This is a genomic window from Brevibacterium sp. BRM-1 (assembly GCF_026802075.1).
Lineage (GTDB): Bacteria > Actinomycetota > Actinomycetes > Actinomycetales > Brevibacteriaceae > Brevibacterium > Brevibacterium rongguiense.
The window spans coordinates 2,217,508-2,232,128 of sequence record NZ_CP113788.1; the positions used below are offsets into that span (position 1 = coordinate 2,217,508).

Below are 14,621 nucleotides of genomic sequence, written 5' to 3' on the forward strand. Positions count from 1 at the left end.
AGAATCGTCGGACGCCCTGTTCGCGTTCCACGCCGTCTACAGAACATGATCTCCCTATGCCCACCTCCCTGTTCCCCACCCTGCGCCGAGGGGATTCGCACCCCGTTCTGCAGGTGACGAAGTCCCAGCTCGCGCGGCTCGGGCTTCCCGTGGGCGACGCGGAATCCGATGAATTCGATCGTACGTTCGATTCTGCGATCCGTGAGTTCCAGCAGCAGCGCGGCATCGTCTGCGACGGCGTTCTGGGGCCGGAGACCTTCAGCCAGGTCGAGCTCGCGCGCTTTCGGCTCGGCGACCGGGTGCTCAGCTTCGACCCCGTGCGCCCCATGCGCGGGGACGACGTGGCCGAGCTGCAGACGCGCTTGAGCCGACTGGGCATGTACACCGAGCGACTGGACTTCATCTTCGGTCCGCAGACCGATGCGGCGGTGCGCGATGCCCAGCAGAACCTCGGCATCCAGCCCGACGGCATCGTCGGCCCCGCTACCCTCCACGCGCTCTCCGGAGTGGTGCGCAGCGGCAGCGCGGGCACGGTCTTCGCCCTGCGCGAGCGCGTCCGCCTCACGGCGACCGGCGCCTCGCTGGCTGGGCGCGTGTTCGTCATCGAGGCCGGCACCACCCCCCGCGACTTCACCGCGCTTCACCTCTCCCAGGAGCAGGCAGACGCCGAGGCGCGGATCTCGGGAGACATCGCCCGCCGAGTGACCGGTCGGCTCACCGCCCTCGGGGCCGCTGCGATCACCGCGGACGCCCGCTCCGACCCCCGCCTGGGCGACGAGCTGGGAGCCGCTGCCGTCGTGAGCATCACCCAGGACCACAGCCCCTCCCCCGTCGCCAACGGCGTCGCCACCTATTACTTCGGCAATTCCGTCCGCGAGCAGGGCCTCTCCCCCACCGGTCGAAGGCTGAGTTCCTTCATCCAGCGCGAGCTCACAGCCCGCACCGGCTTCACCGACTGCCGGGCCCACGCCGCGAGCTGGGATTCCCTCAGCATCCTGCGCACGCCCAAGGTCCACGTGGTCGCGGGCTATCTCAGCAACGCCGAAGATGCCCGACGACTGTCCGATGACACGGTCCGCGACAGCATGGCGGAGGCGATTGTCGTCGCACTCCAGCGCCTCTATCTGCAGGGCGAAGCCGATCCGGAAACCGGCACGCTGTCCGTCACAGCAATAGCCGAGGCGACCGGGAAGACTCACCCGTAGAATCGCTCCGCCCAGTTCGATCCGCGCCGTCAGAACCAACGTGTTTCACGTGAAACATGACGTGTGCAGGCCCTCGGACCTGGGTGATGAGGTCACCCCAGGCGAGCAACGCAGCCACCGTGCACTGTCCCGTTCGCAACGAGCCTCTGCATCGATCCCGGGCGGTGCGCATGACCGTTGTTCGGCCCGGGCAGTTTCTGTTGGTCGTCGGCTCTTCGCCGTTCAGCCCAATACGGACACTGCCCCGTGTCACGCGTGATAGACGCGAGACCGCGACTTCAGGGGCCCCTGCCAGACCACTCGACCGGATGCCCACGCCGCGCAACGAGCCCCGCACCGCGCGCCCCACGGTCGCAAAGCCCACGGTCGTAGAGCGCAAGTCCCACGGCCAAATGTCGCAAAGCCCGGGTGCCAGGTCCCCGGTTCCGGGCCGAAAAAGCCGGATTCGAGCCTGCCCAGCACGCCCCGCAGCACCACAGACCGTGTTTCACGTGAAACATGCCAACATAAGCACTCGCAAGCAACCTGACTCACACCGGCCCGGCGGTTAACGAACCCTAGCTTGCGTTGCGGTGCCACGGCTGCCCCGCATGCAGGATGAAGTAGGCTCCTAAACCGTCTTACGCCGTTGCCCAGCCCAAATGACATGGCGACGCGAAGAAGATGACGCCGGACTCGAAGAATGGGCGGCGCGAAAAGCCAACGGGTTGCCTCGGTCCTGACAAGCGCAATCTTCAAGAATGTTTCACGTGAAACCGGCAGCGAGGATGAATCGCATCACCAACGTTTCGGTCTCCACCCGGTGTTCCCCTTGTTGTTCACCTCGCTTACCGCTTCGCGGCTCATCCACCACTGAGTCCGGCGTCGCAGCACCGCTCTCGCATCGCGCACCCGATACCGGTCAAGGGCGCAAGCACAGCCGCCCGGCCCACCGCATACAGCAGCCGAACAAGAGCCGTGAACTGTGATCACCACGAGAGCCGAGCGGAGCCAGCGGGACGTCTTGCGGCTGCCTCACGTACACCGCGAACTTCACTTCCGACCGCCCGCTGCGGTGTTTGATCGCGGAAGTCGGACCTTTTCACGTGAAACCTCGGAAAAGCCGCGATCGCAACGGCACCATAAAAGGGCAAGCCGACTCGTCGGGGACCGGTGATCGCGAGCTCGGGTTAGGGGAGGGGAAGAGCGGCCATCAGCTTGGCCTCTGCCAACGGGGACCACCTGCCGAAACCAGCAAGTGAACGTCAGGCCTACGGAACCCGGCGCCACACACCCGATTCAAAAGACTTAAGCGAGGCATAGGATGGTTGAACCGCCCGCCGGAGGGCCTCGATTCCTCAACGCCCTCGGACAGCCGTTCGCGCGGGAGCGCACGATTGCGAGTGCAGCCCAGCACGGCGGACGCAGAACGCAAACGGTCGGGCGAGCGGTTTCACGTGAAACATCGCTAGTACGCCGATACTGGACGCCTTCTCGCCACCGGCATCGAGGACAGGGGAACTCCCGTCAGCACACCGCAAGTGCTGATGAGAACGCCGTCGGTCAGCCAAAATGCCAGCTTGCTGCCACGGAGGAGGCCCACGGCCAAAGAACTTCGCCTCACTCGAATCAAAACCGAACGTCGCGCACGTATACGCCTTTCGAACGCGGAAACACGTCATTCAACCACCGGGAAATGCTCCGCAGCACCGACACCCAGCGGGTGCCACGGCGATGTTTCACGTGAAACGTGGTAAGGCGCACTCAACTATGGCGTCGTGTTCACTTCGCTCGCGCAACGGCAACTGCTGCGCACCGGAACCCCGATCATCGAACACCGTCTGGTGTATCGCGCGTCGCACGGCCGAAACCGGAAGTGTGGAAATCTCGCGCCAGCAGAACGTACAGCGCCAACAGCGCGTAAAGCGCGCAGCGCGTGCAGCGGACACACTGACTCTCACGCTCACTCGGAGCGCTGGACTCCCATTGCACCGAGGATGCGCTCGAGGTCCTCCGCATTGGCGAACTCGACGCTGATCTTGCCCTTGCGCTTGCCCATCGTGATGGCGACCCGGGTGTCCAGTCGGTCGCCGATGGAGCGAGCAACCTCGGCAAGCTCGGGGGAGACCTGTCCGGCGGCGCGTGATGCCCGCGGCTTCTCGCCGCGGTTGAGCAGCACGACGGCCTCCTCCGTGGCGCGGACCGACAGTCCCTCGGCCACCACCCGCTGGGCAAGGACCTCCATCTGCCCCGAGTCGTTGAGGCCCAGGATCGCGCGCGCATGGCCCTGCGAGATCACACCGGCCGCGACACGGCGCTGCACAAGCGCCGGCAGCCGCAGCAGCCGCAGGGTGTTGGTGATCTGGGGGCGCGAGCGTCCGATCCGCTCGGACAGCTCCTCCTGCGTGCAGGAGAAGTCGTCGAGCAGCTGCTGATACGCGGCCGCCTCCTCCAGGGGATTGAGGTCGGCGCGGTGCAGGTTCTCCAGCAGCGCGTCCCGCAGCAGGTCGTCATCGCGCACGTCGCGGATGATCGCCGGGATCTCGCTCAACCCGGCTTCCTGGCTGGCCCGGAACCGGCGCTCGCCCATGATGAGCTCGTACTGCGGCTGCCGGGCGTCGACCACGCGCACGACGATCGGCTGGAGAACACCCACCTCGCGGATCGAATGGACGAGCTCGGCGAGCGCGTCCTCATCGAAGATCGTGCGCGGCTGCCGGGGATTGGCCCGGATCTGGCCGACCGGAAGCATGCCGAACGCCGTGCCCGGTACGGAGCGCAGCTCGGGGGAGTGGTCCATCGAATCGCCACCGGGCTCCCCGGCATCGGCTGTCGGGTGCGCCTCCGCCTGCTGCTGCTCATGGACGAGCTTGTCCGCCGCGGTTCCGCGTTTGGCCGCGGGAGACGCCCCACCGGACTGCGTACCGGCACCCGCCCCGGACGTACGACCGCGTGCGCCTCCTGACGACCCCGATCGCTTCCCGGATCCCGCACCCCCCACCGCGGAGGCGGTGCCATCGGCAGCACCGGCTCCGGCATCGGCCTCGGCATCCTTCTGAGCCGCTGCCTTGGCCTGAGCCGCACCGCGGGGCGCCTTCTTGCCGGCGCTCTTCTTCGCCGCGGCGCGCCGCATGCCCTCCGAGGGGTCGCGCCTGGCGGCCCGCTGGGCGGGCTTCGCCTCGTCCGCCGCGTCGCGACCGGCGTCGGGGAAGAACACGTCCACGGGGCGCTCATCGGTGACGATATCGGGGATGAGGGCGCCGATGCCCCGGCCCAGTCCGCGCTTGCGCTCAGCCATTGTCTGCCACTCCTCGGGCTGCGATTTCCTCGGCCGCCTCACGGTACGACAGCGCACCGGACGACGAGGGCTCATAGGTGATGACGGTCTGCCGGTAGCTGGGAGCCTCGGAGATCCGCACGGAACGGGGGATGGCCACGCGCAGCACCTGCTCGGGGAAGTGCGCGCGCACATCGTTGGCGACCTCCGCACTAAGATTCGTACGCCCGTCGTACATCGTGAGCAGAATCGTCGAGATGCTGAGGTCGGGGTTGAGGTGCTTCTGGATGAGCTGGATGTTCTTGAGCAGCTGGCTCAGCCCCTCGAGCGCGTAGTACTCGCACTGGATGGGGATGAGCACCTCGTTCGCGGCGACGAACGCATTGACCGTCAGCAGCCCCAGGCTGGGCGGGCAGTCGATGAGCACGTAGTCCACACGCGAGCCCTCGGACTCGCGGAGGGCGAGGTACTCCTCGAGGGCGCGCGCCAGGCGCTGCTCGCGCGCCACGAGCGAGACGAGCTCGATCTCCGCCCCGGCGAGGTCAATGGTGGCGGGCACGCACAGCAGGTGATCGAGGTCCGGGCACGGCGCCACGGTGTCCGCCATAGCGGCGTCCTCGATGATGACGTCGTAGACGCTCGCCACCTCCGTCGAGTGGTCGATGCCCAGTGCCGTGCTCGCATTGCCCTGCGGATCGATGTCGATGACGAGGACTTCGAGGCCCTGCTTCGCCAGCGCGGCCGCGATGTTGACGGTGGTCGTCGTCTTGCCGACGCCGCCCTTCTGGTTCGCGATCGTGAAGATGCGCGTCCGATCCGGCCGGGGGAAGGTGGTCGTCGCCAGGCGCTCCGCCCGCCGGTTGTCGCGCGCGATCGCGGCGCCCAGCGGAGTCGACTCGTCCATGATCGGCATGTGCACTCCGTCCTTGTGTGAACCGGAACGCGTCCGGGATTCCGAAGCCTGCTCCGGCTCTGCGATTCTACCGAACGGCACCGACGCGGCCCTCAGGGCCGCACGACCTCCACGACCCGAGTGGGCGTCTCGACGAGCGGGCTGCTCAGGGTATGCAGGACGGCGGGGGAGAGGCGCAGCCGGCGAATCGCCTTCGCCGCCTCGGCCATCTCCTGCTGCGCGCGCTCGCCCTTGAGCGCCAGCAGCCTGCCGTCCGGAGCCAGGACGGGCGCGCACCACTCGACGAGGACCTTGAGCGCCTTGACGGCTCGCGCCGTCACCGCCGTGAACACCTCGTCATCGGCGAGGTCCTCGACGCGCCCACGCACGATGCGCACGTTCTCCAGGCCGAGGTCGTGAACGACCATCGTCAGCCAGTCCACGCGCCGCTCCATGGGCTCGATGAGCGCAAACGATGCCTCGGGGACCATGAGCGCCAGGGGAATTCCCGGCAGGCCCGCGCCGGAGCCCACATCGCCCACATCGTCGCCCGGGCTGAGCAGTTCGGCGGCCAGTGCGCTGTTGAGGATGTGCCGGGACCACAGCCGTGGCACCTCGCGCGGGCCGATGAGGCCCCACTCGACGCCCGTCGTCGCCAGGTGGTGGGCGTAGCGCTCGGCGAGTCCGGCGCGCGCGCCGAAGAGCTCGAGAGCGCCCGCGGGCGGCACGGCGGGGGACTCGGCGGCTTCCATCCTGGGCTCAGGCCGGGCGGATGACGACGTGGCGGCCGTCGCCCTCGCCCTCGGACTCGGAGACGAGCCCGGCCTTGGCGACCTGGTCGTGGACGACCTTGCGCTCGAACGAGTTCATCGGCGCCATCGCCTCGGCCTCGCCGGTCTCCTGCACGCGCTCGATCGCACGATCGGCCTGCGCGGCCAGATCGTCGCGCCGGCGGCTGCGGAAGCCGTCGATGTCGAGCATGAGCCACGAGCGCTGGCCGGTTGAAGTCTGCACGGCCAGGCGCGTGAGCTCCTGCAGCGCCGAGAGCACGCGGCCGTCGCGGCCCACGAGGTCGTCGAGGCCGCCGGCCTCGTCGTCGTCGCAGACGATGGCGACCTGGGCGCGGCCGTCGACGACGTCGATGTCGATGTCGCCGTCGAGATCGGCGAGATCGAGGAACTCCTCGAGGTAGTCCGCCGCGATATCGCCCTCTTCTTCGAGCAGCTGCGCCCGGGTGGGCTTCGCGTCCTCCGCGGTGTTCTCTTCAGTCATCGGCGACCTACTTCCTCTTCTTGTTCTTCTGACGGTTCTTGCTCACCGGCTGCTGGCGCTGGCCGCTCGCGGGCTTGGCCTCCTCGGCCATCTCGATGGGCTTGGCACCGGGCAGCGGCTCCTTGCCGCGGCGCGCACGGCGCTCCATCATCTCCTTCTCCGCCTTGGACCCCGGCGCCGGCATGTTCCGGATGACGACGTGCTGCTGGACCATCGTCCAGGTGTTGGAGACCAGCCAGTAGACGAGCACGCCGAGCGGGAAGTAGATGCCGCCGATCGCAAACACCACGGGCATGACGTAGAGCAGCATCTTCTGCTGCTGCATGAACGGGTTGTTCAGCGCCGCCTCGGACATGTTCTTCGTCATCATCTGGCGCTGGGTGAGGAACTGGGTCGCGGCCATGATGATGATGAGCAGCGCCGTGAGCACCTTGACGGCCGCGCCGTCGCTCATGAACGTCGCAGACAGCGGGATGCCGAACACGGAGGAGGCCTCGGCCTGCTGGGCGAGCTCCTGCGTGAGGCCGCCGATGGGCGCCTGCTCGCCGGTCGCGATTGCCGCGGTGGCGCGGATGACGCGGAAGAGCGAGAAGAAGATGGGCAGCTGCACGAGCAGCGGCAGGCACGAGGCGAACGGGTTCGTGCCGTGCTTCTTGAACAGCGCCTGCTGCTCCTCGGCCATCTGCTGGCGCGAGAACTGGTCCTTCTTGCCCTTGTACTTCGCCTGCAGCCGCTGGATGTCCGGCTGCAGCAGCTGCATCTTGCGCTGCGCCTTGATCTGGTAGACGAAGAGGGGGATGAGCAGGGCGCGCACCACCACGGTGAGCAGGGCGATCGAGGCCACCCAGGTCCAGCCGCCGTCGGCGGGCATGCCGATCGAGGTGAGCACCTGGTGGAAGAAGGTGAGGATCCACGCCACCACCCACTCGAGCGGCAGCAGCAGCTTTCCTAGCCAGTCCATTCGACATCTCCTCGAGCCGTGACTGTGCCAGGGCCCTTATGCATTGGGTACTCGGTCTATTGTGCCATTGCCAGCGGTGCGGTCCTGCCCGTGCAGGGCGGCGCTGCGGCGGGCCAGGACGGAGCCGCTCACGTAGTCCACGCCGCCCCTACTGAAGGGGTTGCAGCGCAGCAGCCGCCACGCGGTCAGCGCGGTGCCCACGATCGCGCCCTTGGCCTCATAGGCGTCGAGCGCGTACTTCGAGCAGCTGGGGTAGTAGCGGCACACGCGCCCGTAGAGCGGGGAGACCAGCAGCCGATAGGCCCGCATGAACCAGACGAACGGCATCCGGGGCGCGAGGAGCAGCGCGTGTCCAATCCTCGCCCACGCCCCGTGCGGCCACGCCGGCAGCGATGACGGCGTGTCCTCCTCGCGGGTCTTCGCGGCCCTCATCGGCCCTCCGCTCGGCCGGCGAGCTTGCGCTGCGCCTCCGGCAGCACCCGATCGAGGGCCGCCTCGAGAGCGCCGAAATCCGCCGCGGCTGCCGCCGGCAGCGCCCGCACGACGTAGAGGCCGGGGGCCAGCGCGCCCAGCCGGGCGCGCATGATCTCGCGCAGCCGGCGCTTCACGCGGTTGCGGACCACGGCGTTGCCCACGGCCTTGGAGACGACGAATCCCACGCGCACGGCGTGGGATCGGTCGGCCTTCGCGGCGTGGAGGACCAGAACGCGGGAGCCTGCCCTGACCCCGGAGCGGAATGCGCGCCGGAAGTCGTCGGCCGACCTCACCCGGTTCTGGACCGGCAGCACGGTCAGGCAGAGATGTTGGTGCGGCCCTTGCGGCGGCGGGCGGCGAGGATGCTGCGGCCGGCACGGGTGCGCATGCGCAGGCGGAAGCCGTGCGTCTTGGCGCGCTTGCGGTTATTGGGCTGGAACGTACGCTTGCTCACTTGGGTCTCTCCGGTCGGTTCGTCGGGTGCAGCGCTCGTGCGCTCTGGGACGTGCGCGCAGCGGATCCCACCCGGGGGTGTCTGGATCCGACTCGCGCTCCTGCGCCTCGAGGCCAAGGGGAAGTCGCACACACCAGCGGGCCCGCAACACAGGACACTCCACTTTAGGCGGCGCCGGGGCGGCCGGTCAATTCCCTCACCGCACCCGTGAGGGGCACCACACGGGGCGCACGGGGCCGTCTCCGGGCGTCCACACGTTATTCACAGTCCCGGGTGAACAGCCCGGTCCACAACTCACACGGGTGTGATTTCCACATGTTTGTCCACCAATGTGGATGAATCCGGGGCTGCGGGAGAAGCGCTCCACAAACTGTGGAAAACTGTGTGGAACGAAAGCGCGGGTCTGTCCACACCGGAGGGGCCCGGTGGATGCACACCTGCAGGAGGACGACGTGAGCGAGGACTCGGACCGCGGCGAATTGGCGGAGACCTGGGAGCAGGTGCTGGCCAACCTCCTCGGGGACTCCGGCATCACCCGAGGCCAGAAGGGATTCCTCAGCCTGGCCGAGCCCAAGGCCCTCGTCCAGGGTCAGCTCGTCGTCCTCTCCGTGCCCAATGAGCTCACGCGCAACACGATCGAGACCCAGCTGCGCGAGCCCCTCGCCCGCGAGTTCTCCGCAGCGCTCGGCCACGACGTCGCCTTCGCCATCGCCGTCGAGGAGCAGTCCGACGTGCCGCCGCCCGCCCGCACCCAGGCCTCGGCCGCTCCCGAGGCGCCGCCGCAGTCCCAGCCACAGGCCCAGCCCCAGCCCGCCGCGGGGCCCGCCCCGGATGAGCGGCGCGCCTCGGGCGACGGCGGCCCGGAGGGCCGGGTGCCCGCCATGGCGGGGGCCGACGAGGCGTCCGCGGGTGCCCAGCTCAACCCCAAGTACACGTTCGAGACGTTCGTGATCGGCGCCTCGAACCGCTTCGCCCACGCTGCCGCGTTCGCGGTGGCGGAGGCGCCGGCGAAGGCCTACAACCCCCTCTTCATCTACGGCGACTCCGGCCTGGGCAAGACCCACCTGCTGCACGCGATCGGCCACTATGCCGCGCAGCTGTTCCCCAACATCCGCGTTCGCTACGTCTCCAGCGAGGAGTTCGTCAACGACTTCATCAACACGATCGGCTCGTCGACGACATCGAACTCGCTGCGCCCGGCCTTCCAGCGCCGCTACCGCGAGGTCGACCTGCTCATGATCGACGACATCCAGTTCCTCCAGGGCAAGGATGCCACGGTCGAGGAGTTCTTCCACACGTTCAACGCACTGCACAACGAGCACAAGCAGGTGGTCATCACCTCGGACCAGCCGCCCAAGATGCTCAAGGGCTTCGAGGAGCGGCTCCGCTCGCGCTTTGAGTGGGGCCTGCTCACCGATGTGCAGCCGCCGGACCTCGAGACCCGCATCGCGATTCTGCGCAACAAGGCGAAGGCGGAGTCGCTCGCGGTGCCCGACGACGTGCTCGAGTACATCGCCTCGCGCGTCTCGTCGAACATCCGCGAACTCGAGGGCGCGCTCATCCGGGTGACCGCCTTCGCCAATCTCAACGACCAGGTCATCGACGTGGGGCTCGCCGAGGCCGTGCTCAAGGACTTCATCACCCACGACGACACCCCGGAGATCACGGCCACGGACATCATGGGCCAGACGGCGGCGTACTTCAGCCTCACCCTCGAAGACCTCCAGGGCACCTCCCGCTCGCGCACGCTCACCACCGCGCGGCAGATCGCGATGTACCTGTGTCGCGAGCTCACCGACCTCTCCCTGCCCAAGATCGGCCAGGAGTTCGGCGGGCGCGATCACACGACGGTCATGCACGCGAACAAGAAGATTCGAACCCAGATGGCCGAGCGGCGGGCGCTCTACACCCAGGTCACTGAGCTCACAAACAGGATCAAACAACAGCATCGGCTATGATCCGCCGCGTCCACACGTGTGGACAACCCTGTGGGAAACGGCTCACATCCTGGGTACGGTGAATGAACGCACGGCGTCGCCCCGGTGGACGGGTGTGGAGGCACATCGGTGTAACTCACAATCGTCCCCTGCCCCGGGCGCCGTTCTCCACACGCCGTCCACCGGGCCCGCCGGCCGCTTGGCCGCATGAACACCCGATGACAGCGATGTGATTACACAGCTTCCACAGGTGCTAATACTTCTGCTGTACTCACATGACGAAGGAGAGGGCGCGCCGCACACTGCTCGGCCCGGGGGCTCGTCCGGGCTGCGCACGCGATTCGACTGCGCGCACTCGACCGGGAGCTCGAGGGGCTGATTCGAACATCGGCGCTCACTGCAACGGCACAGTCCATCACGGACGGCGCACTGCGCCAACGGGACACGCCGGGCATCGTGTAAAGTCGGCTGTCGTCGCATGCCCCCAGCTGCCCGCCGCCACGCGCCTGTGCGCTCCGGCGGCCCGGTCCGGTGGCCTGCGCTGCCGCTTGGAAACCTGATGACCAGGAGAGATGTGAACGCCGAAGCCCCTGTGAAGTTCAAGGTCGAGCGCGACGTCCTCGCCGACGCCGTCACCTGGGCGACGAAGTCCCTGCCGCAGCGCCCCGCGGTTCCGGTGCTCACCGGCATCCTCGTCACCGCGCAGGCCGATGGCACGGTCCAGCTCGCGGTCTTCGACTACGAGGTCTCGTCCCGGGCGGAGATCTCCGCCGAGGTCGAGGCCCCCGGCACGTTCCTCGTCTCCGGCAAGCTGCTCGCGGACATCGCCCGCGCGCTGCCGGCCCAGCCCGTCACCCTCGAGCTCAACGGCACGAAGGTCGATCTGACCTGCGGCTCCTCGCGCTTCTCCCTCATGACCATGCCGGTCGAGGACTACCCGAGCCTGCCCACCGTGCCGGACACCACCGGGGTCATCGCGTCCTCGGAGTTCCAGCACGCCGTGTCCCAGGTGGGCATCGCGACGTCGAAGGACGAGACGCTGCCGATCCTCACCGCGGTGCGCGTCGAGATCGAGGGCGACACCGTGACCCTGCTGGCGACCGACCGCTACCGCCTGGCGGTGCGCGAGTTCACGTGGAACCCGCGCCGCCCCGACGTCTCCGCCACGGCCCTGGTGCGCGGGCGCACCCTCGGCGATGCCGCGAAGGCCATGAGCGGCGACGTGGAGATCGCCCTCGCCGAGTCCGGCGGCAAGGACATGTTCGCCTTCAGCGGCAACGGCCGCGTCACCACCTCGCTGCTCGTCGAGGGCGACTACCCGAAGGTGCGCTCGCTCTTCCCCAAGGAGGTCGGGATCACCGCGGTGCTCGAGACCTCGGCGCTGCGCGAGGCCGTGCGGCGCGTCTCCCTCGTCGCGGAGCGCAACACGCCCATCAAGTTCGAGTTCGCAGACGGCTCCCTGGTGCTGCGCGCCGGTGCCGGCGACGACGCCCAGGCCACCGAGGCGCTGCAGGCGCAGATCGAGGGCGAGGACATCACGACGGGCTTCAACCCGCACTTCATCTCCGAGGGCCTCGCGCAGATCGACGCGCCGTTCGTCCGCTTCTCGCTCACCGAGCCCAAGAAGCCGGTCGTCATCACGGGGCAGTCCGCCCCCGACGGCGAGTACGACCCGTCCTACCGCTACCTGCTCATGCCCATCCTCAGGTTCTGATGTGGGTCTCGCGGCTTTCACTGCGTGACTTCCGCTCCTATGCGCTGCTCGACCTGGAGCTCGAGCCGGGGGTGACGGCGTTCGCCGCACCGAACGGGTGGGGCAAGACCAACCTCGTCGAGTCGCTGGGCTACCTGTCCTCGCTGTCCTCGCACCGTGTCTCCCAGGACCTGCCGCTCGTGCGCGCCGGCCGTGAGCAGGCCACCGTCTCCGCACTCGCCCACCGGGGCCGCCGCCAGGTCACCCTGGAGGTCACGGTCCGGGCCCGAGGCGCGAACACGGCGCGCATCAACCGCCAGGGCGTGCGCACCCGCGAGCTGCTGGGCCTGCTGCCGTGCGTCGTCTTCGCTCCCGAGGACCTGGGCCTGGTCAAGGGGGAGCCCGCGGAGCGGCGCGCCTACCTCGACGCCCTCCTCGTCACCGGCGCCCCGCGCTACGCCGCGGTCATCAGCGACTTCGACCGCGCACTGCGCCAGCGCAACGCCCTGCTCAAGTCCCTGCGCGCGCAGCCCGACGAGTCCCTCGAGGCGACGCTGGAGATCTGGGATCGGGCGTTCGCGCAGGCCGCCGCGCAGCTCGTGCTGGGCCGCCGCGCGCTGCTCGAGCGGCTGGCCGCCCCGCTCAGCGCGGACTTCGCGGTGCTGGCCGCCGGTGCCAAGGAGGAGCGGCGCAGCGCCCAGGCCGTCTACGCCTCGCGGATCGACTACGCCGGCGTGGCCGATGCCGCCGCGGCCGAGGAGGTCATCGTCGACGCGCTGGCCCGCCGGCGGCGCCCGGAGATCGAGCGCGGCCTCACCCTCGTGGGCCCGCAGCGCGACGATGTGGAGCTCACGATCGGGGGCGTGCCGGCCAAGGGCTATGCCTCCCACGGCGAGTCCTGGTCGCTGGCGCTCGGCCTGCGCCTCGCGGGCTGGCGCGTGCTCACCGGCGATTCCGACGATCCGGCGGAGCAGCCCGTGCTTGTCCTCGACGATGTCTTCGCGGAGCTCGACGCCGCCCGCCGCGAGCGGCTGGCCGAGCTCGTGGCCCCGGCGGAGCAGGTGCTCATCACGGCCGCCGTCGCCGGGGACATCCCGGCTAACCTGAGCGGACGCGTCGTCGACCTCGACGAGCTGACGGCGGTGCGCGGCGAGGACGGCGATGGCTGAGCCGGCGGGGACGCCCATCGCCGCCCTCGAGGCCCTCGACCGGGTCCGGCGCATGGGCGACGTGGCCGCGGGGCGGTACACGGGCAGCCTGCGCCGGACCGTGCGCAGCATCGCGGAGGTCTCCTATACGGGGGCCGGGGCCGATGCGCGGGACCCGAAGCCGCTGGTCGCCGAGATCCGCACGCTCACCCAGGCGCGGGGCTGGCGCGCGTCGCTGGACGTGGGCGCGCTCATGGGCCGCTGGCCGGAGCTCGTCGGCCAGGACGTCGCGGCGCACTGCGAACCGGAGACGTGCGATCCGCCGGCGCTCGTCGTCCGGGCCTCGTCCACGACCTGGGCCACCCAGCTGCGGCTCATGTCCCAGGCGCTGCTCGACCGGCTCGAGCGCGAGCTGGGGCGGCGGGTCATCGACGAGATCACGATCCTGGGCCCGGCCCAGCGGTCGTGGAAGCACGGGCGGCGCTCGGTGCGCGGGCGCGGACCCAGGGATACCTATGGTTGAGTCGCTAGCCTGAGCGGATGCCGCCGATCCTGGAGCGCATCTGCGCCGCTTCCCTCCAGCCCACCCCGGTCGACGAATCCGCGGCCTTCGCGGTGGGCCTTGCCGCCGTCGTCGCCGCGCTGCTGGTCCTGCCGCGCGCGGTCTGGGCCTACAGCGGGCTCGTCGTCACGGTCGTCCACGAGCTGGGCCACGGGCTCGCCGGGCTGCTCACCGGCCGCCGGGTCGTGGGCATCCGGATCTCCGGCGACCACGCCGGACTCACGACCTCGACGGGCACGCGCGCATCGGCGCCGTTCTCCACGTTCTTCGGGTATCCGGCGCCGGCGATCTACGGCGCCGCACTCGTGGCCGCCGCGCTGTGGGGCAGGGCAGGCACGGCCCTGGCGCTCAGCCTGCTCGTCCTCGTGGTCTCGCTCGTCTTCATGCGCGGGGCGCTGACCTGGCTGACGGTGCTCATCGTGCTGGCGCTCGGGATCGGCGCGCTGGGCTGGCTGCCCGGTGCCTGGCTGAGCTCCGTGGTGGGCGGCGTGGGCGCGTACTTCCTCGTGGGCTCCCTGCGCGGCTTCGGCAACGTGCTGCGCGCCCACGCCCGCGGCCGGACGGGCGACAGCGATGCCGCGCTCATGGCCCGCGCGACCGGAGTGCCGGCGGCGGTGTGGCTCCTCCTCATGGCCCTCGTCATCGCGGCCTGCATCGCCGCGGCCGGATGGGCGTTCGCCTCGATCGTGTGAGAGCCGCGCAGGCGCTGTTGCGGGCCTGGCCATGAGATCCCCTACGGCCGAGGCTCCCCGAGCGCCGGAAATCGG

14 protein-coding genes are annotated in these 14,621 nt (G+C 69.3%); 6 read left to right on the forward strand and 8 right to left on the reverse strand.

All coding sequences use genetic code 11. From position 1 onward, the window contains the following. Positions 1-56 precede the first annotated feature (56 nt). Positions 57-1,205 carry an N-acetylmuramoyl-L-alanine amidase gene (locus tag BRM1_RS09760; RefSeq protein ID WP_268525530.1) on the forward strand — a complete coding sequence of 383 codons (1,149 nt, stop codon included), beginning with the start codon at positions 57-59 and terminating at the stop codon, positions 1,203-1,205. A gap of 1,942 nt (positions 1,206-3,147) precedes the next feature. On the opposite strand, the gene BRM1_RS09765 is transcribed toward BRM1_RS09760, so the two are convergent. From BRM1_RS09765 to rpmH, 8 genes are all read right to left on the reverse strand, one after another. Then, complete coding sequence (locus BRM1_RS09765) at positions 3,148-4,482, reverse strand: ParB/RepB/Spo0J family partition protein (RefSeq protein ID WP_268525531.1); 1,335 nt, start codon at positions 4,480-4,482, stop codon at positions 3,148-3,150. After that, positions 4,475-5,374, reverse strand: coding sequence for a ParA family protein (locus BRM1_RS09770; RefSeq protein WP_268525533.1), 900 nt, complete (start codon positions 5,372-5,374; stop codon positions 4,475-4,477). The genes BRM1_RS09765 and BRM1_RS09770 overlap by 8 nt, the downstream gene beginning before the upstream one ends. 92 nt (positions 5,375-5,466) lie before the next feature. Further along, the gene (gene rsmG / locus BRM1_RS09775) at positions 5,467-6,105 is read right to left on the reverse strand and encodes a 16S rRNA (guanine(527)-N(7))-methyltransferase RsmG (RefSeq protein WP_160953601.1); all 639 of its coding nucleotides are present in this window, start codon (positions 6,103-6,105) and stop codon (positions 5,467-5,469) included. A 7-nt stretch (positions 6,106-6,112) separates the two neighbouring features. After that, a complete protein-coding gene (locus tag BRM1_RS09780; protein ID WP_160953600.1) occupies positions 6,113-6,625 on the reverse strand; it encodes a Jag family protein in 513 nt (170 codons plus the stop codon). Between the two features lie 7 nt (positions 6,626-6,632). Beyond that, complete coding sequence (gene yidC / locus BRM1_RS09785; protein WP_160953599.1) at positions 6,633-7,586, reverse strand: membrane protein insertase YidC; 954 nt, start codon at positions 7,584-7,586, stop codon at positions 6,633-6,635. 36 nt (positions 7,587-7,622) lie between these two features. After that, complete coding sequence (gene yidD / locus BRM1_RS09790; RefSeq protein WP_268525537.1) at positions 7,623-8,018, reverse strand: membrane protein insertion efficiency factor YidD; 396 nt, start codon at positions 8,016-8,018, stop codon at positions 7,623-7,625. Further along, positions 8,015-8,353, reverse strand: a complete 339-nt coding sequence (rnpA, locus tag BRM1_RS09795) for a ribonuclease P protein component (protein ID WP_268525539.1) — start codon at positions 8,351-8,353, stop codon at positions 8,015-8,017. The genes yidD and rnpA overlap by 4 nt, the downstream gene beginning before the upstream one ends. Before the next feature lie 23 nt (positions 8,354-8,376). Continuing rightward, positions 8,377-8,514, reverse strand: a complete 138-nt coding sequence (gene rpmH, locus BRM1_RS09800; protein ID WP_160953597.1) for a 50S ribosomal protein L34 — start codon at positions 8,512-8,514, stop codon at positions 8,377-8,379. 425 nt (positions 8,515-8,939) lie between these two features. Here rpmH and dnaA point away from each other — a divergent pair, with 425 nt between their 5' ends. The 5 genes from dnaA to BRM1_RS09825 all read left to right on the forward strand — a co-directional run bounded on the left by dnaA (position 8,940) and on the right by BRM1_RS09825 (position 14,546). Further along, entirely contained in the window at positions 8,940-10,472 is a 1,533-nt protein-coding gene (gene dnaA, locus BRM1_RS09805) for a chromosomal replication initiator protein DnaA (RefSeq protein WP_442864236.1), read from the forward strand. A gap of 538 nt (positions 10,473-11,010) precedes the next feature. After that, entirely contained in the window at positions 11,011-12,165 is a 1,155-nt protein-coding gene (dnaN, locus tag BRM1_RS09810) for a DNA polymerase III subunit beta (protein WP_202410982.1), read from the forward strand. After that, a complete protein-coding gene (gene recF, locus BRM1_RS09815; protein WP_268525543.1) occupies positions 12,165-13,313 on the forward strand; it encodes a DNA replication/repair protein RecF in 1,149 nt (382 codons plus the stop codon). Before dnaN ends, recF begins: the two co-directional genes overlap by 1 nt. Beyond that, positions 13,306-13,815: a DUF721 domain-containing protein gene (locus BRM1_RS09820; protein ID WP_160953594.1), complete on the forward strand. Its 510-nt coding sequence runs from the start codon at positions 13,306-13,308 to the stop codon at positions 13,813-13,815. Before recF ends, BRM1_RS09820 begins: the two co-directional genes overlap by 8 nt. A gap of 17 nt (positions 13,816-13,832) precedes the next feature. Next, a complete protein-coding gene (locus BRM1_RS09825) occupies positions 13,833-14,546 on the forward strand; it encodes a M50 family metallopeptidase (RefSeq protein ID WP_268525545.1) in 714 nt (237 codons plus the stop codon). Positions 14,547-14,621 lie beyond the last annotated feature (75 nt).